This window comes from Streptomyces sp. NRRL F-5122, from assembly GCF_001507435.1.
Classification (GTDB): domain Bacteria; phylum Actinomycetota; class Actinomycetes; order Streptomycetales; family Streptomycetaceae; genus Streptomyces; species Streptomyces lannensis.
Genome location: NZ_LMWH01000290.1, coordinates 145,984 through 166,450, shown reverse-complemented (window position 1 = coordinate 166,450; position 20,467 = coordinate 145,984). Strand labels below are relative to the sequence as shown.

Annotated in this window: 13 protein-coding genes and 2 pseudogenes; 6 read left to right on the top strand and 9 right to left on the bottom strand. The window is 72.0% G+C overall.

Translation table 11 applies throughout. The features are described from left to right. The first annotated feature begins 34 nt into the window (after positions 1 to 34). Together ADL25_RS41880 and lgt are read left to right on the top strand one after the other, a co-directional pair. On the top strand, positions 35 to 811 hold the full coding sequence (locus ADL25_RS41880) for a DsbA family protein (protein ID WP_059133186.1): 777 nt from the start codon (positions 35 to 37) through the stop codon (positions 809 to 811). A gap of 119 nt (positions 812 to 930) precedes the next feature. Next, the gene (gene lgt, locus ADL25_RS41875; RefSeq protein WP_059133185.1) at positions 931 to 1,938 is read left to right on the top strand and encodes a prolipoprotein diacylglyceryl transferase; all 1,008 of its coding nucleotides are present in this window, start codon (positions 931 to 933) and stop codon (positions 1,936 to 1,938) included. 84 nt (positions 1,939 to 2,022) lie between these two features. Here the strand turns inward: lgt and ADL25_RS41870 are convergent, their stop codons facing one another. The 6 genes from ADL25_RS41870 to ADL25_RS41845 are packed head-to-tail and all read right to left on the bottom strand — an operon-like array spanning position 2,023 to position 8,966. Then, the gene (locus ADL25_RS41870) at positions 2,023 to 2,868 is read right to left on the bottom strand and encodes an HpcH/HpaI aldolase/citrate lyase family protein (protein WP_059133184.1); all 846 of its coding nucleotides are present in this window, start codon (positions 2,866 to 2,868) and stop codon (positions 2,023 to 2,025) included. Next, the gene (locus tag ADL25_RS41865; protein ID WP_059133183.1) at positions 2,865 to 4,055 is read right to left on the bottom strand and encodes a CaiB/BaiF CoA transferase family protein; all 1,191 of its coding nucleotides are present in this window, start codon (positions 4,053 to 4,055) and stop codon (positions 2,865 to 2,867) included. Before ADL25_RS41865 ends, ADL25_RS41870 begins: the two co-directional genes overlap by 4 nt. Next, positions 4,052 to 5,419 carry an ADP-ribosylglycohydrolase family protein gene (locus ADL25_RS41860; protein ID WP_059133182.1) on the bottom strand — a complete coding sequence of 456 codons (1,368 nt, stop codon included), beginning with the start codon at positions 5,417 to 5,419 and terminating at the stop codon, positions 4,052 to 4,054. Before ADL25_RS41860 ends, ADL25_RS41865 begins: the two co-directional genes overlap by 4 nt. Before the next feature lies 1 nt (position 5,420). Further along, positions 5,421 to 6,575, bottom strand: a complete 1,155-nt coding sequence (locus ADL25_RS41855; protein WP_059133181.1) for an ADP-ribosylglycohydrolase family protein — start codon at positions 6,573 to 6,575, stop codon at positions 5,421 to 5,423. Between the two features lie 7 nt (positions 6,576 to 6,582). Further along, positions 6,583 to 7,710, bottom strand: coding sequence for an ADP-ribosylglycohydrolase family protein (locus ADL25_RS41850; protein WP_059133180.1), 1,128 nt, complete (start codon positions 7,708 to 7,710; stop codon positions 6,583 to 6,585). After that, positions 7,707 to 8,966, bottom strand: coding sequence for an ADP-ribosylglycohydrolase family protein (locus ADL25_RS41845; protein WP_059133179.1), 1,260 nt, complete (start codon positions 8,964 to 8,966; stop codon positions 7,707 to 7,709). The genes ADL25_RS41850 and ADL25_RS41845 overlap by 4 nt, the downstream gene beginning before the upstream one ends. A gap of 266 nt (positions 8,967 to 9,232) precedes the next feature. Between ADL25_RS41845 and ADL25_RS41840 the strand changes: the two genes are divergently transcribed. The 3 genes from ADL25_RS41840 to ADL25_RS41830 all read left to right on the top strand — a co-directional run bounded on the left by ADL25_RS41840 (position 9,233) and on the right by ADL25_RS41830 (position 16,386). Continuing rightward, entirely contained in the window at positions 9,233 to 9,964 is a 732-nt protein-coding gene (locus ADL25_RS41840; RefSeq protein WP_059133178.1) for a VIT1/CCC1 transporter family protein, read from the top strand. A gap of 370 nt (positions 9,965 to 10,334) precedes the next feature. Further along, positions 10,335 to 14,930 (top strand): glutamate synthase large subunit, encoded by a 4,596-nt coding sequence (gene gltB / locus ADL25_RS41835; protein WP_079050962.1) that lies wholly within the window; start codon positions 10,335 to 10,337, stop codon positions 14,928 to 14,930. Continuing rightward, the gene (locus ADL25_RS41830; protein WP_059133176.1) at positions 14,923 to 16,386 is read left to right on the top strand and encodes a glutamate synthase subunit beta; all 1,464 of its coding nucleotides are present in this window, start codon (positions 14,923 to 14,925) and stop codon (positions 16,384 to 16,386) included. Before gltB ends, ADL25_RS41830 begins: the two co-directional genes overlap by 8 nt. A gap of 139 nt (positions 16,387 to 16,525) precedes the next feature. Here ADL25_RS41830 and ADL25_RS41825 read toward each other — a convergent pair whose 3' ends face one another. Further along, positions 16,526 to 17,440 carry a rhomboid family intramembrane serine protease gene (locus ADL25_RS41825; RefSeq protein ID WP_059133175.1) on the bottom strand — a complete coding sequence of 305 codons (915 nt, stop codon included), beginning with the start codon at positions 17,438 to 17,440 and terminating at the stop codon, positions 16,526 to 16,528. A 145-nt stretch (positions 17,441 to 17,585) separates the two neighbouring features. Here ADL25_RS41825 and ADL25_RS41820 point away from each other — a divergent pair, with 145 nt between their 5' ends. Next, a complete protein-coding gene (locus ADL25_RS41820) occupies positions 17,586 to 18,305 on the top strand; it encodes a vWA domain-containing protein (RefSeq protein ID WP_059133174.1) in 720 nt (239 codons plus the stop codon). A gap of 21 nt (positions 18,306 to 18,326) precedes the next feature. On the opposite strand, the pseudogene ADL25_RS41815 reads toward ADL25_RS41820, so the two are convergent. Both ADL25_RS41815 and ADL25_RS41810 read right to left on the bottom strand, forming a co-directional pair. Next, positions 18,327 to 19,282 (bottom strand): annotated as a pseudogene (locus tag ADL25_RS41815) (acyl-CoA dehydrogenase family protein). Then, a pseudogene (locus ADL25_RS41810) lies at positions 19,282 to 20,420 on the bottom strand (acyl-CoA dehydrogenase family protein). The pseudogenes ADL25_RS41815 and ADL25_RS41810 overlap by 1 nt, the downstream one beginning before the upstream one ends. Positions 20,421 to 20,467 lie beyond the last annotated feature (47 nt).

Here is a 20,467-nt window from a genome sequence, read left to right as displayed (position 1 = left end):
GCGCGCAGCGCCTCCCCGGTTCGTTCTGCCGGATGTGAGCGAGAAGAACCGTGAAGGAAAGCGCAGCGCCCGTGAGCGGCTGGCGGTGGAGCGAGAGAAGCGGAGGGCCGCGGACAAGCGCCGCCGGGCGCTGATCGTGGGCGCCTCGATCGTCTGTGTCCTGGGCCTTGCGACGGTGGTGGGCGTCCTGGCGGCGAACGCCGGGAAGAGCGGCAAGAGCAGTGCCTCCGGCCCCGCGACCGCGCCCTCCGGCGCGACGGGCAAGGACGGTCTCGCCATCCCGGTCGGCCAGGACAGCGCCAAATCGACCCTTACGGTCTGGGAGGACTTCCGGTGCCCGGCCTGCGAGGCCTTCGAGACTGCCTACCGTCCGACCGTCCGGCAGCTGGCCGACGCCGGACAGCTGAAGGTCGAATACCACCTGGTCACACTCATCGACGGAAATCTCCGCGGCAGCGGCTCGCTCCGCGCGGCCAACGCGGCGGCCTGTGCGCAGGACGCCGGCAAGTTCTGGGACTACCACGACGTGCTGTACCAGAACCAGCCCAAGGAGACGCAGGACACCTTCGCGGACAACGACAAGCTCATCGAGCTGGCGGGCAAGGTCGACGGACTGACCACCCCGACGTTCGAGAAGTGCGTCAAGGACGGTACGCACGACAGCTGGGTGCAGAAGTCGAACACCGCGTTCCAGGGCGGCGGCTTCTCCGGTACACCGACCGTGCTCCTCGACGGCAAGAACATCTACGGGGACCAGACGATGACCCCGGCCAAGCTGAAGCAGATGGTGGAGGCGGCCAACAAGTCCTGAGGCGCCTGTCGCCCAGTGATGCCCCCGGTGCGCATGGTGCCGGGGGCGTCCTACGTTATGGACCCGTAGCCCGGTCGGTTGCCGCGCTGCCTGTCCGGCACGGTAGCGTCGTTCCTGCCATGGAAATTGCCTACATCCCCAGCCCGTCGCACGGAGTGCTGCACCTCGGCCCCATTCCGCTGCGCGGCTACGCCTTCTGCATCATCATCGGCGTCTTCGTAGCCGTCTGGCTCGGCAACAAACGCTGGATCGCCCGGGGCGGCCGATCCGGCACGGTGGCCGACATCGCGGTGTGGGCCGTGCCGTTCGGCCTTGTCGGCGGACGGCTGTATCACGTGATCACGGACTACGAGCTGTACTTCAGCGAGGGCCGTGACTGGGTGGACGCGTTCAAGGTCTGGCAGGGCGGACTCGGCATCTGGGGCGCGATCGCGCTCGGGGCGGTCGGCGCCTGGATCGGCTGCCGCCGCAGGGGCATCACGCTCCCCTCGTACGCCGACGCCGTCGCCCCCGGCATCGCCTTCGCGCAGGCCATCGGCCGCTGGGGCAACTGGTTCAACCAGGAGCTCTACGGACGGCCGACGGATCTGCCGTGGGCGCTGCACATCACCTCGGCGACGGACGGCCGGGTGCCGGGGTACTACCACCCGACCTTCCTGTACGAGTCGCTGTGGTGCATCGGGGTCGGCTTCCTGGTCATCTGGGCGGACCGGCGCTTCAAGCTCGGGCACGGACGCGCCTTCGCGCTGTACGTCGCCGCGTACTGCGTGGGCCGCGGGTGGATCGAGTACATGCGCGTCGACGACGCGCACCACGTCCTGGGCCTGCGGCTGAACGACTGGACCGCGATGGTCGTCTTCCTGCTGGCCGTGGCGTACATCGTCGTGTCGTATCGGCTGCGGCCGGGGCGCGAGGACGTCGTGGAACCGGGTGCCGACGCGCCGGTCACGGGTGACGGCGACGGATCCGTGGAGCTGGAGAAGAAGCCGGAGGCTCAGCAGGACGAGCCGGAGGCCGCCGCGAAGGACGACACCGGACCGGGGGACGAGGACGGGCCCGCGGACACCTCCGGGCCCACGGCCGAGGCGAAGCGGGCGGACGACGCGGAGTCCGCGAAGAAGGCCTGAGCCGCACACGAACAGGGCAGGGGCGCCGTATCACCGGATACGGCGCCCCGCCGCGTTCTGCAGGCCTCAGCCCTTTCGGAGGCCTCAGCGCCTTCGGCGGGCCAGGGACAGGGTCCGGTAGGCCTCCCGCACCACCGCCGTGTCGATGAAACGCCCGTCGGGCAGGGCCTGCGCGCCCGGTTCCCTGGCCGCGGCCTTCAGGATCTCCTCGGCCAGGGAGATCTCCTCCGTGCTGGGCGCGTAGGCGCGCTCGATGACCGGCAGCTGACGCGGATGGATCGCCGCCCGGCCCAGGAAGCCCAGCGTGCGGCCGTGGGCACAGGAGCGCGCCAGGCCCTCCAGATCCCTCGTGTCCGGGTAGACCGACTGGGCCGGGGGAGGCAGCGCCGCGGCACGTGCGGCCACCACCACGCGCGACCGCGACCAGTCGAGGCCCGCGTCCTCCCGTACGCCCAGGTCGGCCCGCAGATCCGACTCGCCGAGCGCGATGCCCCGCACGGCCGGGTGCGCCGTGGCGATGGCGAACGCCTGCTCCACACCGAGGGCCGTCTCCAGCAGGGCGTACAGGGCGATCGCCCCTCCGTCCGCCGGTGCCGCCCGCTCGGCCACGCGGACCACGTCCGACGGTGACGTCACCTTGGGCAGGCGCAGTCCCGAGACGCCGGGCAGTGTCGCCAGGGCGGCGAGGTCCGCCTGCGCCCAGGGGCTGTCCAGGGCGTTCACCCGGACGTGGACCGGCACCGGAGGACGCCCGGTCAACCGCTCAGCCGTCGCCGCCCGCGCGTACTCCTTGCGGTCGGGTGCGACCGCGTCCTCGAGGTCGATCAGCACCACGTCCGCTCCGGAGGCCAGCGCCTTGCCGACCACCTCCGGCCGATCCCCGGGGGCGTACAGCCAGGTGAGAGGGGGGAAGCCCGGACGTGCGGTCACAGCGCGCCCTCCGCCGCGAGCGCGGCGATCTCCGGGCCGGTGAGGCCCAGCTCGGTCAGGATCGCCTCGGTGTCCGCGCCGTGCGGGCGGCCCGCCCAGCGGATCTCCCCGGGCGTGGCGGACAGCCGGAACAGCACGTTCTGCATGCGCAGCGCCCCGAGGTCGGGGTCGTCGGGAACCGTCGTGATCGTGCCCAGCGCCGCGTACTGGGGGTCGGTCATCACCTCCCGTACGTCCTGCACCGGCGCCACGGCGGCCTCCGCCCCCTCGAACGCCTTGAGCACCTCGGCGCGTGTCCGGCCGGCGATCCACTCGCCGACCGCGGCGTCCAGGACATCGGCGTGCCGGGCCCGGTCCGCCCCGCTCGCGAACCAGGGCTCGTCGATCAGCTCGGGGCGGCCGACCAGTCGCATCACCCGCTCGGCGACGGACTGCGCGGAGGTCGAGACGGCGACCCAGTCGCCGTCCGCGGTGCGGTAGGTGTTGCGCGGGGCGTTGTTCTGGGAGCGGTTGCCGGTGCGCTGCTGGACGTGCCCCAGCTGGTCGTACCAGATCGGCTGCGGTCCCAGGACCGTGAGGATCGGTTCGATGATCGCCATGTCCACGACCTGACCGGTGCCGGTGCGGTCCCGGGCCGCGAGCGCCGTCATCACCGCGTACGCCGTCGCCAGGCCCGCGATGGAGTCGGCGAGCCCGAACGGCGGGAGCGTCGGCGGGGCGTCCGGCTCCCCGGTGATGGCCGCGAACCCGCTCATGGCCTCCGCGAGGGTGCCGAACCCGGGACGGCGGGCGTACGGGCCGAACTGTCCGAAGGCGGTCACCCGGGCGAGGACCAGCCGGGGGTTGGCCGCCGAGAGTTCGTCCCAGCCGAGGGACCACCTCTCCAGGGTTCCCGGGCGGAAGTTCTCGACGATCACGTCGGCACCGGCGGCCAGCCTCAGCAGCGTCGCGCGGCCGCCGGGCTTCGAGAGGTCCAGCGTCATCGTCCGCTTGTTGCGGCCCAGCAGCTTCCACCACAGGCCCACCCCGTTCTTCGCCGGGCCGTGCCCGCGGGAGGGGTCGGGACGGGCGGGGTGCTCGATCTTGACGACGTCAGCACCGAAGTCACCGAGCAGGGTGGCGGCGAGGGGACCGGCGAAGAGGGTCGCGAGATCCAGGACCTTCAGGCCGGTCAGGGGTGCGGTCATGAGCGGTGGGCCTCCCGGTGGGTGATCTGGGCCAGGGTGTCGAATCCGATGCCGTTGAAGTCGCCGACGGATGTCGTCAGCCGGTTCTTCAGCGGGGTCGTCCAGCGGTCGGGGAGCGCGCCGGGACGTCCGGCCAGCAGTCCCGCGACACTGCCCGCCGTCGCGCCGTTGGAATCGGTGTCCCAGCCTCCGGACACGGCACGGCAGACGGAGGCGGTGAAGTCGCCGTCCGCGTGGGTGAGGGCGGCGGCGATCAGAGCCGTGTTGGGGACGGCGTGCACCCAGTGGCAGGTGCGGTGGGCGGCATGGAGCCGGTCGACGACCGTGTCGAAGTCCTCCGTGTCGCGGGCGAGCCGCACGGCGTGCCGGACGGCGCGGGCGAGACGCGAACCGGGCGGGACGACGGCGAGTCCGGTACGCAGGCAGTGGTGGACGTCGTGGGCGCCGGTGGTCGCCGCGGCGATCGTGGCAGCGGTGAACATCGCCGCGTAGACCCCGTTCGCGGTGTGGGTGAGGGTGGCGTCGCGGTGGGCCTGTTCGGCCGCCGTGGCCGGATCGCCCGGGTTGGTCCAGCCGTGCACATCGGCCCGGATCAGTGCGCCGATCCACTCGCGGAACGGGTTGCGGTGGCGGGCCGTGCGCGGGGGCTCGATGCCGCAGAGCAGATTGCGGTAGGCGATGCGCTCGGCGGTGAAGGTGCGTCCCGCGGGGAGTTCCTCGAGCCAGAGCCGGGCCACGTCGGCGGTGGTGAAGGACCTGCCGTGGCGGCCGAGCAGCAGCAGGTTCAGCAGGGGGTAGTTGAGGTCGTCGTCCTCGGGCATCCCGTCGATGTTCTCGGCGAGCGACGTGCCGGCGGAGCGACGGTTCCACGGGTACGCCTCAAGGAGCTCCGAAGGGACTCCCCGTGCCGTGAACCAGGTGTCCAGGGGCCAGTTGCCGGTGGCCCCGGCGAGCCGGCGGATCCCCTCGAGGGGGAGCTTCTCCACGGGTTTGCCGAGGAGGCAGCCGACGGCCCTGCCGAGCCAGGCGGCCTCCAGACGCGCCTCGTCCGGCGGCCGGTACCCGCCCGCCGACGCCCCGGAGGGCCAGTCGGGGCACAACGCCCTGATCCTCGCCAGATCCGTCGGTTCGGCGTCCGCCGTCGTGCCCGGCAGGTCGGCGAGTTCGTCCAGCAGGTCCTCCGCCAGCAGCCGCAGATACGGTGACACGGGCAGGGCCGAGGCACCCGCGTGCAGGGGTGCCTCGGGGCCGCCGGCACGGCGCCATCTGGCCGCGACGGCCGATGTCGCCCGGCCCTCCTGCTCCGCCTGGCGCAATTCGTGCCCGAGCAGGTCCTCCGGCTGGACCCAGGTCAGTCGGAGCACCTCAGCCTCCGATCCCGGTGAACGCGGCCTCGTGGGCCCGGCGCCGGGACACGTCGCGGGCGAAGACCTCCCGTGTCACCTCGGTGAGCGTCCGGGCCGGGGCGTGCAGGTCGAGACGGCTCGCCTCCGCGACCGCCTTCGCCCAGTACTCGGGGACCTCCGAGCCCAGGGCGCCGGTGATCGCGCCCGCCATCGTCGCGATCGAGTCGCAGTCCCGGCCGTAGTTCACCGAGCCGAGCACCGCGTGGCGGAAGTCGCCGTGTGCCACGACCATCATGCCGAGCGCCACCGGGAGTTCCTCGATCGTGTGCAGCCGGGAGGGACGGCGGGCGCCCAGGGACGGATCCCGGTAGTCGGGGCCGACCGTGTCGTAGGGCGCCACCGCCTCCCGCAGCGGCCGCAGTGCGGACTCGAAGTCCGAGTAGCGGGAGGCGGCGTCGCAGACCGTCTCGATGGCGGCGCGTGTGCCGTCCTTCGCCAGCGACAGGCACGCGGCCACGACCGAGTCGGGGGTCGCGCCCGGCTTGCACGCCGCCGCCACCGCGGCCGCGAAGACCCCGGCCGCCTCCCTGCCGTACGACGACTGGTGCGCCCCCGCGACGTCCAGTGCCTCGGCGTAGGCGCCCGCCGGATTGGCCGCGTTGACCAGTCCGACCGGCGCCATGTACATCGCGGCACCGCAGTTGACGATGTTGCCGACGCCGGCTTCGCGCGGCTCGACATGGCCGTAGTGCAGCCGCGCCACCAGCCACTTCTCCGCCAGGAAGATCCGCTGGAGAGGGATCGCCTCCGCCTCCAGTTCCGGGATCCAGCAGCGGCCGGTCATCAGGTCGGGGACGAGATGCCGGGCGATCGCGTAGGCGTCGAGGTGGTCGCGGACGGTTCCGTAGACCCGCACCAGCGCGTGGGTCATCAGGGTGTCGTCGGTGACGTGGCCGTCGCCCTTGTGGTACGGGGCGATGGGGCGGGCCGTGCGCCAGGCGTCGCCGTGCCAGGGTCCGACGATCCCGTGCACGCGACCGCCGTGCCGTTCGACGATCTGCTCGGGGGAGTAGCCCTCGACGGGTCCGCCGAGGGCGTCGCCGACGGCGGCGCCGACGAGGGCGCCGGTGATGCGTTCGTCGAGAGGTGTCGTCTCGTCAGAAGTGGGCGTCATGTCCGAATCATCCACCGGCGACGGCCAGTTCCATCGTCTCCAGGAGTTCGGCGAGGCGTACGAGGTCGGTTCCGCTCAGGCGGGGAAGGGCGCAGCCCGAGAGGGTTCGGCATGCTTCGCGCCAGGGGGCGGGGATCGCGGCGGCGCCGCCGAGCGCACCCGTGAGCGCGCCGGCCAGGGCGGGCGCGGAGTCGGCGACGCGCGAGAGACAGGCGGCGGCGGGCACGGCCTCCGCGATCCGGCCGCCCGCCGCCGTCGCCAGGGCGAGGGCGACCGGCACCGTCTCCGCGGCGGCGATGCCGTAGCTGTAGACGTGGTCGACGATCTGGTGCTCGAGCAGCGGGACGACGCAGAAGGCGCCGCCGCCGTCGGCCAGTTCCAGCGCGTGCCGGGCGTTGCGGCCGATCTCCGTGGCCTCGGGGAGTTCGGCGAGTGCCGCTGCCACGCAGGTGTCCACCGCCTCCCCGGACAGGGCGAGCGAGAGCGCCGCGGCCATGGAGCGGGCACCGTGCACCCCGTCGCCGTCCTGGGTGTAGCGGGCGTCGAACTCGGCCAGCTCGGCGGCGAGCCCGGGATCTCCGGGATGCGCCACGGCGAGGACACAGGCCCGTACGCAGGCGGCGTCGTCGAAGTAGTGCGGGTTGTCGTGGCCGGTGGCGGGCGGGCGCAGTCCGGTGGCGAGGTTGCCGAGCCCCGCGCGCACGGAGATCCGGGCGCGCAGCGTCACCCGCGCCGACTCGACCTCGGGCGCGCGTTCGGCCGCCGCGGCGACCTCTCCGGCGATCGTGTTCCAGGACAGGTCGATGGCCGCTCGCATGCTGCGCCGGCGATCGAGGTCGCCGAACGCACCGGCGTCCGCCGCCCGCAGTACGGCGTGGGCGGCGAACGCCGCCCACTCGGCGTCGTCCGAGGGCCCGAGTCTGAGCGGTTCCGGCGGCTGGTTGAGGGCGATCGGCACGGGCAGGGTCGTGGTCGCGTTCTGCTCGGCGAAGGCGTCGAGCTCCCGGGTCAGCCGCCGGGTCCACTCGGGCATACGGGCGGCCCGGTGCCGGGCGGCGGGCCACCCGGCCGCGTCGCCGGCGGCGAGCCCGAGCAGGAGGCCCTCGACACGGCGGGGAGCGTCGGAGCCGCTCACGGCTCGACCCCGTCCTCGTCCGGGCTCTCCACGAACGCCGCCTCCGCGTACGCCGCCGGGTCGGGCCGGTCCCGTGCGTCCTGCCGCGCGGGACCGCCCTGCCGTACGGAGTCGCCGCGCCGGGCGGGGCCGCCGCGATCGCCGCGCCGCGCGGGCCTGCCGCGGCGGCCCGGACCGTCGGACCGCGCGCGGCCGCCCTGCCGGGTGCCCGCCGCCGTCCCCCTGCCCCACAGTCCGGCGAGCTCCGCGCCCCACCTGCCGTCGTCGCCGGGCGTCAGCAGTTCCGCCACATCCAGCACGTGGTGGCCCTCCATGGCCGGTAGACAGCGGCCGCGGGCCGGGCCGATCGCCGCCGCCCAGTCAGCGGGGATCGCCGAGATCCCGCAGGTCGCGCCCGCGAGGGCGCCCGCGACGGCCGCCGTGGTGTCGGCGTCGCGGCCCATGTTGACCGCGGTGAGCACCGACTCCGTGAAGTCGCCCTCCGCCGCCGCGTACGCGCCGAAGGCCAGGGCCACCGCCTCCGGGGCGAGGTCCGTCCAGGGATAGCCGCCGATCACCACCGCGGAGCGGATCGCGCGGGCCCCGCGGTGGGCGTGGGCGACGGCGCGGCGCAGGGAGCGGGCGGTCCAGGAGTCCTCGGGCACGACGGCGAGGGCCGAGGCGGCCACGGCGGACGTGGACGCGCCCGCCATCGCCGCCGCGACCCCGGCAGCGACCGCCCGGCCGCCGTGGATGCCCTCCCCTTCGTGGCTCACCGAGCCGTCGATCGCCACCAGCCGGGCCGCCTCCGCGGGGCGGCCCGCGGCGAAGACGCCGAAGGGCGCCGCGCGCATGGCGAGTCCGTCGCTCCAGGCGTGCCGATGCTGGGCGGTGATGGGCGCCGCGAGCCCGCGGCGGAGGTTCTCCAGCGTGCCCCGCTCGCTGAAACCCGCTCCGCGGAACGGGCCCTCGTCCCGGTCCGCGATCCACTCGTGCCAGGCCGCCTCCACGTGCGCCACGGTGAGTGCCGAGCCGTGCCGGGCCAGCAGCAGTCCCGAGAAGATCGCGTACTCGGTGTCGTCCGTGCCCGAAGGCTCCTCGACGACGTAGCCGGTGATGCGTCCCCAGCGGGCGCGGATCTCGGAGGGCTTCATGTTCTCGGCGGGCGCGCCCAGTGCGTCCCCCACGGCGAGGCCGAGCAGTGCGCCGCGCGCCCGTTCGCGGAGACCGGCGGCCTCCCCGGGGGCCGGGGCCGGGGGAATGCAGGCGATGGCCATACGGTGCCTCTCCTTTCAGGCACCCCCCTGAACCGGGGTGTGGAAACCCCTTTGCGCATCTGTGCCACGCGAGCGGTTCTCCCGAGCCTGACCGGCCGCAGCATCACCCGACCGACATCTGTGCAGGGCCCCTCACGTATGAGCAAGAAAAGGTAAAGCCGCAGGTTAGCCCAGCCTTTCCTTGCTGGCGGCGCGGCAATATTCGACGTACTTTTGCTGTTGTCGAAAAGTGGAAGTAGTCCAATCAGCAATCTGGGGGCTCGGGCATGGCCATCATCGAGACCGAGGCGACGCTGCACGAGGCGCACCGGGACAACCACACGCACCGCGATGTGAACGGTGGATGGCTGCGCCCCGCCGTCTTCGGCGCGATGGACGGCCTGGTGTCCAACCTGGCTCTGATGACCGGTGTCGCCGGCGGTGCCGTCGGCCGGCAGGCCATCGTGATCACCGGACTCGCGGGCCTGGCCGCAGGTGCCTTCTCCATGGCGGCCGGTGAGTACACCTCCGTCGCCTCCCAGCGGGAACTGGTCGAGGCCGAGCTCGACGTCGAACGGCGCGAGCTCAGCAAGCACCCGGAGGGCGAGGAGGAGGAGCTCGCGGCGCTGTACGAGGCGCGCGGCGTGGAGCCGGCACTGGCCCGCGAGGTCGCTCGGCAGCTCTCCCGCGACCCCGAGCAGGCGCTGGAGATACACGCGCGCGAGGAACTCGGAATCGACCCGGGTGATCTGCCGTCCCCGGGGGTGGCGGCCGTCTCCAGCTTCGGTTCGTTCGCGCTCGGCGCCCTGCTGCCCCTTCTGCCGTATCTGCTCGGCTCCCATGCGCTGTGGCCGGCCGTGCTGCTCGCCCTCGCCGGGCTCTTCGGCTGCGGTGCGGTGGTGGCCAGGGTGACGGCGCGCAGCTGGTGGTACAGCGGTCTTAGGCAGCTCGCCCTGGGTGGCGCGGCGGCCGGTGTGACGTACGCCCTGGGCAGCCTGTTCGGTACCGCCGTAGGATGATGGCGAGGCACTTATGCGAGGGGCCGTATAAGTAGCCGTTACTCGGCGGTTTCGACTGGTTAACCAGCGGGCATGAGCCGTAAGCGCCGCGGGCAATGACGCCTGCGCCGCACGACATCACCTCGGGCGACGACGCCCCCCGTACCCTGGGTCAAGGGACACCGATCTGTCCGCTTGTGCCCCCTTTGATTCCGTTGCCGCACGTGCAACCCGCGCCACGCCTCGGCAATGTCCGCATGCTGGAATGATCTGTCCCGCTTCCCGAGAATCGCTCCATCATGTAACCTGCACGAAATTTTGCACCCGACGCAGAGGGCCAACGTCGTCCCTCGGCACCTGCATATGCCACATGACGACGACGGGAGAGCCGATGCGTACGCCGCGCCAGCCGTCCCAGCATTCCGCGAATGGCCAGAACTGGTCGTTCATGGATGCTCGCCCTGCTGCGCAGGGTATGTATGACCCCCGCAACGAGCACGACGCATGCGGCGTCGGCTTCGTGGCCACCCTCACCGGTGAGGCGAGCCATGCGCTGGTCGAGCAGGCGCTCACCGTTCTGCGCAACCTGGAGCACCGTGGAGCCACCGGCTCCGAGCCCGACTCGGGCGACGGCGCAGGCATCCTCTCCCAGGTGCCGGACGCGTTCTTCCGCGAGGTGGCCGGATTCGAGCTGCCAGAGGCGGGCGCGTACGCGGTCGGTATCGCCTTCCTTCCCCGGGCGGACTCCTCCGAAGTCGTCTCACGGATCGAGACGATCGCCGCGGACGAGGGTCTGACCGTCCTCGGCTGGCGCGATGTCCCCGTCGCCCCCGAGCTGCTGGGCGCCACCGCCCGCTCCACGATGCCCGCCTTCCGCCAGGTGTTCGTCGCGGACGGCACGAGCAAGGGCATCGAGCTCGACCGCAAGGCGTTCCTGCTGCGCAAGCGTGCCGAGCGCGAGGCCGGCGTGTACTTCCCGTCGCTGTCCGCGCGCACGATCGTCTACAAGGGCATGCTGACCACCGGCCAGCTCGAGCCCTTCTTCCCCGACCTGTCCGACCGCCGCTTCGCCACGGCCATCGCGCTGGTCCACTCGCGCTTCTCCACCAACACCTTCCCGAGCTGGCCGCTCGCCCACCCGTACCGCTTCGTCGCGCACAACGGCGAGATCAACACGGTCAAGGGCAACCGCAACTGGATGCGCGCTCGCGAGTCCCAGCTCGCTTCCGACCTGTTCGGCTCCCAGGAGAGGCTGGAGCGGATCTTCCCGGTCTGCACCCCGGACGCCTCGGACTCCGCGTCCTTCGACGAGGTGCTCGAGCTGCTGCACCTCGGCGGCCGCTCCCTGCCGCACTCCGTGCTGATGATGATCCCGGAGGCGTGGGAGAACCACGACTCCATGGACCCGGCCCGGCGCGCCTTCTACCAGTTCCACTCCACGATGATGGAGCCCTGGGACGGCCCCGCCTGCGTCACCTTCACGGACGGCACCCAGGTCGGCGCCGTGCTCGACCGCAACGGTCTGCGCCCCGGCCGCTACTGGGTCACCGACGACGGCCTCGTCGTCCTCGGCTCCGAGGTCGGCGTCCTCGACATCGACCCGGCCAGGGTCGTCCGCAAGGGCCGCCTGCAGCCCGGCCGGATGTTCCTCGTCGACACCGACGAGCACCGCATCATCGAGGACGACGAGATCAAGGCGACCCTCGCGGCGAAGCAGCCGTACGAGGAGTGGCTGGAGGCCGGTGAGATCGAGCTGGGCGACCTGCCCGAGCGCGAGCACATCGTGCACACCCACGCCTCGGTCACCCGCCGCCAGCAGACCTTCGGCTACACCGAGGAGGAGCTGCGTGTGCTCCTCGCGCCGATGGCCAAGGCCGGCGCCGAGCCGATCGGCTCGATGGGCACCGACTCGCCGATCGCCGCGCTGAGCGAGCGCCCGCGCCTGCTCTTCGACTACTTCACCCAGCTGTTCGCGCAGGTCACCAACCCGCCGCTGGACGCCATCCGCGAGGAACTGGTGACCTCCCTGCGCTCGTCGCTGGGTCCGCAGGGCAACCTGCTGGAGCCGACCGCGGCGTCCTGCCGCAGTGTCGTGCTGCCCTTCCCGGTGATCGACAACGACGAGCTGGCGAAGCTCATCCACATCAACGCCGACGGCGACATGCCCGGCATGAAGGCCGCGACGCTCTCCGGTCTCTTCCGGGTCTCCGGTGGCGGCGACGCCCTCGCCGCGCGCCTGGAGGAGGTCTGCGCCGAGACCGACGCCGCCATCGAGAACGGCGCCCGTCTGATCGTCCTGTCGGACCGCCACTCGGACGCCGAGCATGCGCCGATCCCGTCGCTGCTGCTCACCGCGGCCGTCCACCACCACCTCATCCGCACCAAGCAGCGCAGTCATGTGGGCCTGCTGGTGGAGGCCGGCGACGTCCGCGAGGTCCACCACGTCGCCCTGCTCATCGGCTTCGGCGCCGCGGCCGTCAACCCGTACCTGGCGATGGAGTCCGTCGAGGACCTGGTCAGGGCGGGCACCTTCCTGCCCGGCATCGACGCCGAGAAGGCCATCCGCAACCTGATCTACGCGCTCGGCAAGGGCGTTCTGAAGGTCATGTCCAAGATGGGCATCTCGACCGTCGCCTCCTACCGCGGCGCCCAGGTCTTCGAGGCCGTCGGCCTCGACGAGGCCTTCGTCGACCAGTACTTCAACGGCACCGCCACGAAGATAGGCGGCGTCGGCATCGACGTCGTCGCCCAGGAGGTCGCCGCCCGCCACGCCAAGGCCTACCCGGCCTCCGGCATCGCTCCCGCGCACCGCGCGCTGGAGATCGGCGGCGAGTACCAGTGGCGCCGCGAGGGCGAGCCGCACCTGTTCGACCCGGACACGGTCTTCCGCCTCCAGCACTCCACCCGCACCGGCCGCTACGACATCTTCAAGAAGTACACGGCCCGGGTGAACGAGCAGTCCGAGCGCCTGATGACGCTGCGCGGCCTGTTCGGCTTCAAGTCCGGCCGGCAGCCGATCTCCGTCGACGAGGTCGAGCCGGTGTCCGAGATCGTCAAGCGGTTCTCCACGGGCGCCATGTCGTACGGCTCCATCTCCAAGGAGGCGCACGAGACGCTCGCCATCGCCATGAACCAGCTGGGCGCCAAGTCCAACACCGGCGAGGGCGGCGAGGACCCGGACCGCCTGTACGACCCGGCGCGCCGCTCGGCGATCAAGCAGGTCGCGTCCGGCCGGTTCGGCGTGACCTCCGAGTACCTGGTCAACGCGGACGACATCCAGATCAAGATGGCCCAGGGCGCCAAGCCCGGCGAGGGCGGCCAGCTGCCCGGCCACAAGGTCTACCCGTGGGTGGCCAGGACCCGGCACTCGACGCCGGGTGTCGGCCTGATCTCCCCGCCGCCGCACCACGACATCTACTCCATCGAGGACCTGGCCCAGCTGATCCACGACCTGAAGAACGCGAATCCGAAGGCGCGGATCCACGTGAAGCTGGTCTCGGAGGTCGGCGTCGGTACGGTCGCCGCGGGCGTCTCGAAGGCGCACGCGGACGTCGTCCTGATCTCCGGTCACGACGGCGGCACCGGCGCCTCCCCGCTCACGTCGCTGAAGCACGCCGGCGGTCCCTGGGAGCTCGGCCTCGCCGAGACCCAGCAGACCCTGCTGCTCAACGGCCTGCGGGACCGGATCGTCGTGCAGACCGACGGTCAGCTCAAGACGGGCCGTGACGTGGTCATCGCCGCCCTGCTGGGCGCCGAGGAGTTCGGCTTCGCGACCGCGCCGCTCGTCGTCTCCGGCTGCGTCATGATGCGCGTCTGCCACCTGGACACCTGTCCGGTCGGCATCGCCACCCAGAACCCGGTGCTGCGCGAGCGCTTCACCGGCAAGGCCGAGTTCGTCGTGAACTTCTTCCGGTTCATCGCCGAGGAGGTCCGCGAACTCCTCGCGGAGCTGGGCTTCCGCTCCATCGAGGAGGCCGTCGGCCACGCCGAGGCGCTCGATGTCACCCGGGCCGTCGACCACTGGAAGGCGCAGGGCCTGGACCTGGAGCCGCTGTTCCACGTGCCCGAGCTGCCCGAGGCGGCGGTGCGCCACCAGATCGTCGCCCAGGACCACGGCCTGGAGAAGGCGCTCGACAACGAGCTGATCAAGCTCGCCGCCGACGCGCTGGCCGCGAACTCCCAGGCCGACGCCCAGCCGGTGCGCGCCCAGGTCGCGATCCGCAACATCAACCGCACGGTCGGCACCATGCTCGGCCACGAGGTGACGAAGAAGTTCGGCGGGGCGGGTCTGCCCGACGACACCATCGACATCACCTTCACGGGGTCGGCGGGTCAGTCCTTCGGCGCCTTCCTGCCGCGCGGCATCACGCTGCGCCTGGAGGGCGACGCCAACGACTACGTCGCCAAGGGCCTGTCGGGAGGCCGCGTCATCGTGCGCCCGGACCGGGCCGCGGACCACCTCGCCGAGTACTCGACCATCGCGGGCAACACCCTCGCCTACGGCGCGACGGGCGGGGAGCTGTTCCTCCGCGGCCGCACCGGCGAGCGCTTCTGCGTCCGCAACTCCGGTGCGCTCGTGGTGGCGGAGGGCGTGGGCGACCACGGCTGCGAGTACATGACCGGTGGTCACGCGGTCGTGCTCGGCGAGACGGGCCGCAACTTCGCGGCCGGTATGTCGGGCGGCATCGCGTACGTCGTCGACCTCAACCGCGACAACGTCAACGCCGGCAACCAGGCCTCCGTCGAGCCGCTGGACGAGGCCGACAAGCAGTGGCTGCACGACGTGGTGCGCCGGCATGCCGAGGAGACCGGTTCCACGGTCGCCGAGAAGCTCCTCGCCGAGTGGTCCGTCTCCGTGGACCGCTTCAGCAAGATCATCCCCAGCACCTACAAGGCAGTGCTCGCCGCCAAGGACGCCGCCGAGCGAGCGGGTCTCTCCGAGACCGAGATCACCGAGAAGATGATGGAGGCGGCGACCCATGGCTGATCCGAAGGGCTTCCTGACGCACGGCCGCGAGGTCGCCACGTCCCGCCCGGTGGACGAGCGTGTCAAGGACTGGAACGAGGTCTACGTTCCGGGCTCGCTGCTGCCGATCATCAGCAAGCAGGCCAGCCGGTGCATGGACTGCGGCATCCCGTTCTGCCACAACGGCTGTCCGCTCGGAAACCTCATCCCAGAGTGGAACGACTACGCCTACCGCGAGGACTGGACCGAGGCCTCCGAGCGGCTGCACGCCACGAACAACTTCCCGGAGTTCACGGGGCGCCTGTGCCCCGCGCCCTGCGAGTCGGCGTGTGTGCTGGGCATCAACCAGCTGCCGGTCACCATCAAGAACGTCGAGGTCTCGATCATCGACAAGGCGTGGGACAGCGGTGACGTCAAGCCGCAGGCCCCCGAGCGCCTGTCGGGCAAGACCGTCGCGGTCATCGGCTCCGGCCCGGCGGGCCTGGCCGCCGCCCAGCAGCTCACGCGGGCGGGCCACACGGTCGCGGTGTACGAGCGCGCGGACCGCGTCGGTGGTCTGCTCCGCTACGGCATCCCCGAGTTCAAGATGGAGAAGCGGCACATCAACCGCCGTATCGAGCAGATGCGCGCGGAGGGCACTCGCTTTCGTACCGGTGTGGAGGTCGGCCGCGACCTGAAGGCGACGGACCTGCGCAAGCGGTACGACGCCGTGGTGATCGCGGCGGGCGCCACGACCGCACGCGACCTGCCGGTCCCGGGCCGCGAGCTCAAGGGCATCCACCAGGCCATGGAGTACCTGCCCCTGTCGAACAAGGTGCAGGAGGGCGACTACGTGACCTCGCCGATCTCGGCCGAGGGCAAGCACGTCGTCGTGATCGGCGGCGGTGACACGGGCGCGGACTGCGTCGGCACCGCCCACCGCCAGGGTGCGGCCTCCGTCACCCAGCTGGAGATCATGCCCCGCCCGAACGACGAGCGGCACCCGGTCCAGCAGCCGTGGCCGACGTTCCCGATCCTCTACAAGGTCACCTCGGCACACGAGGAGGGCGGCGAGCGCATCTACGCGGCCTCCACGAGCCACTTCGAGGGCGACGAGGACGGCCGGGTGCAGTGGCTGCACCTCGCCGAGGTCGACTTCGTGGACGGCAGGCCGACCTCCAAGCCGGGCACGGAGCGCAGGATCCCGGCGCAGCTGGTGACCCTCGCCATGGGCTTCACGGGCACCGACCGGGATAACGGCCTGGTCGAGCAGTTCGGCCTGGAGCTGGACGAGCGCGGTAATATCGCGCGTGACGCCGACTTCCGGACGAACGTGCCGGGCGTGTTCGTGGCGGGCGACGCCGGCCGCGGCCAGTCCCTGATCGTGTGGGCGATCGCCGAGGGCCGCTCGGCGGCCCGTGGCGTCGACCGCTTCCTGACGGGCGCCAGCGACCTTCCGGCCCCGATCCGCCCGACGGATCGCTCGCTGATGGTCTGAGGCATCCCCAGGTCCGACCCGACGGTCACCCATGAAGCGTCCCGTACAAAGGCGTACGGAACTGAGCACGGCGCCTGCCCCCTGTCCCCGACCGGACTCAGGGCAGGCGCCGCGGCGCGTCCGGGGCCGCAGTCCCCGCTCAGCCCCCGGTCAGTGCGGTGACCTTTCCGACGGTCAGGAGCACCAGCAGGATCAGCAGCCCGGCACACGCGGCCGCCTGGACCGCGCCGCGGCGCGGGCCCCGGGGCACGTATGCGTACACCAGCGTCACCACCGCGCCCGCCAGCAGACCGCCGAGGTGCCCCTGCCAGGAGGTGAGACCGGCGGAGATCAGGAGCCACAGCAGCAGGCCCGCCATGAAGCGGTTGACGGTGCTCATGTCGGCGCCGAGGCGCCGGGCCATGACGTAGTACGCGGCGCCCAGACCGAAGATCGCGCCGGACGCGCCGACCGTCGGGGAGCCGGGCGCGAGCAGCAGGACGAGCACCGAACCGCCGAGGGCGGACAGCAGGTAGAGCGCGAGATAGCGGACGCGGCCCAGCTGGGCCTCCACCACCCGGCCGATGTTCCACAGCGACACCATGTTCATCACGATGTGGAGGATCCCGAAGGTCCCCTGGGTGGGCGGCAGATGCAGGAAAGCGCCGGTCAGCAGCCGCTCCCACTGTCCGCCGACGACGCCCTCGGCGTGCAGTTCCGGGGGATACGGGTACTGCCACAGATAGTGCCCGCCGTCCGGTCCCCGAAGAACGGCGCCCAGCATCGCGAACCGGTCCACGATCGCCGGGCGCACCAACTCGCCGAGATAGACGAGGACGTTGAGCGCGATCAGGACGTACGTCAGCACGGGAGCCGTGGTGACCCGCCCGCCGAACACCGTGCGCGCCTGGCGTATCGACCGCGCGCCCTCCCTCACGCACTCCACGCACTGGTGGCCGACGGCCGCCTCGCGCATGCAGTCCGGGCAGATGTAGCGGTCACAGCGGGTGCAGCGGACATGGGACTCCACCTTGGGATGGCGGTAGCAGGTGGTCACGGTTGATTCGGACGCCACGGCCGGCTCCTCGAACAGAAATGGATGATGGTGGGCCGGTGGGGACGGCGGCGAACAAAATAGCGAACTTGCGCGGACCGTGATCGGCGAGGGCGATCCTTGCCGTAATGCCGGGCTCCCGTCCCCGCAGCACCAGGGAGCCCGTATGGCCGCCATCAGCCTCCGCAAGATGGAGGAGACGGCGCCCGCGCTGGTCAGCCTGTACAAGAGCGCCGGGGTCGCACTCGCCGGACAGGGTCTCGGCGGGCAGCGGGCCGCCGTCCACCTCGTCCTCGACTACTCGGGATCCATGAAGCCGTACTACGAGAACGGCAGCGTGCAGGCGCTCGCCGACCGGGTCCTCGGCCTCTCCGCGCACCTCGACGACGACGGGGTGGTGCCGGTCGTGTTCTTCTCGACGGACATCGACGCGGTCACCCATGTCTCCCTCGACGACCACCAGGGCCGGATCGACCGGATCGTGGCCGGGCTCGGGCACATGGGCAGGACGGCCTACCACCTGGCGATGGACGCCGTCATCGACCACTACCTCGACAGCGGCACCACGGACCCCGCCTTCGTCGTCTTCCAGACCGACGGCGGCCCCGTCAGCAGGCCCGCCGCGGAACGGTATCTGTGCAAGGCGGCCGGGCTGCCGATGTTCTGGCAGTTCATCGAGTTCGGCGACGCGGACAGCAAGCAGTTCGACTTCCTGCGAAGGCTCGACGAACTGCCGGTGCCGGACAAGCGCATCGTCGACAACGCGGGCTTCTTCCACGCCGGTGGGGATCCGCGGAAGGTGTCCGACGCGGAGCTGTACGACCGTCTGGTGGGCGAGTTCCCCAAGTGGCTGACCAAGGCGCGGGCCAAGGGCATCGTGAGGTGACCACACGGACGGGGGCGGCCCTCAGCGGCGGGGGCGGGCCCCGCTGAGGACGACGGCGCGGCACTCGGCCGGGGTACCCCACGCAGTGCGCAGCGCGCGCGCCTTGGTCAGCCACAGGGAGAGGTCGTACTCGGCGGTGTAGCCGATCGCGCCGTGCAGTTGCAGTGCGGTCCGGGCGGCCGCGTACGCGGCCTCGCCCGCCGCGACCTTGGCGGCGGCGACGTCCGCCGGGGCCATCGTCAGGGCCGCCCCGAAGACCAGCGGCCGTGCGAACTCCAGGGCGATCCTCGTGTCCGCCAGCCGGTGCTTGAAGCCTGGAACGCGCCTATGGGCACGCCGAACTGGACACGTTGCCCGACATACGCGACGGTTCGGGCCAGGAGCGCGAGGCCCACCCCGAGGGACTGCGCGGCCGTGGCGAGTCGCGCCCAGGCAAGGGCCCGCGCGGGAGCCGCGCCGGCCAGCGGTTCGCCACCGGACAGTGGGGTGGCGAGCCGGGGGGCCGGGTCCAGCGATGTCCGCGTCCCCGGCCGGCAGCCGGGGGCGAGCCACACCTGCTGGCCCCGGAGCGCGAGCACGACGTCCGCGACGTCCCCGTCCAGTGCGTACGGCGCGCCCACCGTGGCCACGGTCCTGCCCGAGCACAGTCCCGGCAGCAACCGCCGTGCCTGCTCGGGCACATCCGCGAGCAGCGCCGCCGCCAGCACCGTCTCCACCACGGGGCCCGGCACCGCATGGCGCCCCAGCTCCACGAAGGCCATCGCCAGTTCGACGGGCAGCGGGCCCACGCCTTCGTACGCCTCCGGAACGGCCAGCTCAAAGACCCCCGTCCGCGCTATCCGGGACCACAGCGCCCGCCCCGGTGCGTGGTCCCCGGCGCTCCAGGAGCGTACGACCGACGGGGTGCCGGCGGCGGTCAGCAGCGCGTCCAGCGAAAGGGCGAAGGCACGCTGCTCGGCGGTGGGCAGAAAGCGCATCAGCGGCGGCCCTTCGGGAGGCCGAGCAGGCGCTCGGCGATGATGTCGCGCTGGATCTCGTTCGTGCCGGCGTAGATGGGGCCCGCGAGCGAGAAGACATAGCCCTCGGCCCAGTCGCCGTGCGCCGACTCGCCCTCCGCGCCCAGCAGATCGAGCGCCGTCTCGTGCAGGGCGATGTCGTACTCGGACCAGAAGACCTTGTTCAGGCTGGACTCCGGGCCCATCGGCTCGCCCTCCAGCGCCCGGGAGGCCCCCGCATAGGTGAACAACTGGTAGGCGCGGGCCCCGATCAGGGCGTCGGCGACCCGGTCGCGGGCCCATGCCGGGCTGCCCTCGGCCCGCCACAGGTCCAGCAGCCGGTCGGCGGCGGCGAGGAAGCGGCCGGGCGAGCGCAGGGTGAGCCCGCGCTCGTTTTCCGCCGTGGCCATGGCGACCCGCCAGCCCTGGCCCGGCTCACCGATCACGTCCCGGTCGGGCACGAGACGTCGTCCAGGAAGAGGTCGGCGAAGGCGGGCCGACCGTCGAGACGGCCGACCGGCCGTACCGTCACCCCCGGTGCACGCAGGTCGAACATGAGGTGGATGAGACCCTGATGGGGCTTCGCGGGCCGCGGATCGCTGCGGAACAGCCCGAAAGCACGGTCGGCGAAGGCCGCCCGCGACGACCACGTCTTCCGGCCGCGCAGCAGCCAGCCTCCCTCCGTGCGCACGGCCCCGGAGGTCAGGGAGGCCAGGTCCGATCCCGCCTCCGGCTCCGACCACGCCTGTGCCCAGACCACCTCGCCGGTGGCCATCGCGGGGAGCACACGGGCGCGCTGCTCCTCGGTGCCGTGGTCGAACAGGGTCGGCGCCAGCAGGTTGATGCCGTTCTGGCCGACCCGGCCCGGCGCGCCCGCCGCGTAGTACTCCTCCTCGAAGATCAGCCACCGTACGAGCCCCGCGTCCCGTCCGCCGTACGCGGTCGGCCATGAGACCACCGACCAGCGGTCGGCGGCCAGTTCGGCCTCCCAGGCGCGATGGGCGGCGAACCCCTCCTCGGTCTCCAGGGAGGGGAGCGGGGCCGTCGGTACGTGCGCGGCGAGCCAGGACCGGGCCTCGGCGCGGAATGCCTCGTCGGCGGGGGAGTGGGCGAGGTCCACGGCGGCACCCTTCGAAGACGGGCTTCCCTAACAAGTGTTTGGTAGGT

Coding starts and splice junctions, on each gene's coding strand:
- lgt (WP_059133185.1), top strand. CDS start 931: ATGGAAATTGCCTACATCCCCAGCCCGTCGCACGGAGTGCTGCACCTC.
- ADL25_RS41865 (WP_059133183.1), bottom strand. CDS start 4,055: ATGACCGCACCCCTGACCGGCCTGAAGGTCCTGGATCTCGCGACCCTC.
- ADL25_RS41855 (WP_059133181.1), bottom strand. CDS start 6,575: ATGACGCCCACTTCTGACGAGACGACACCTCTCGACGAACGCATCACC.
- ADL25_RS41845 (WP_059133179.1), bottom strand. CDS start 8,966: ATGGCCATCGCCTGCATTCCCCCGGCCCCGGCCCCCGGGGAGGCCGCC.
- ADL25_RS41840 (WP_059133178.1), top strand. CDS start 9,233: ATGGCCATCATCGAGACCGAGGCGACGCTGCACGAGGCGCACCGGGAC.
- gltB (WP_079050962.1), top strand. CDS start 10,335: ATGCGTACGCCGCGCCAGCCGTCCCAGCATTCCGCGAATGGCCAGAAC.
- ADL25_RS41830 (WP_059133176.1), top strand. CDS start 14,923: ATGGCTGATCCGAAGGGCTTCCTGACGCACGGCCGCGAGGTCGCCACG.
- ADL25_RS41820 (WP_059133174.1), top strand. CDS start 17,586: ATGGCCGCCATCAGCCTCCGCAAGATGGAGGAGACGGCGCCCGCGCTG.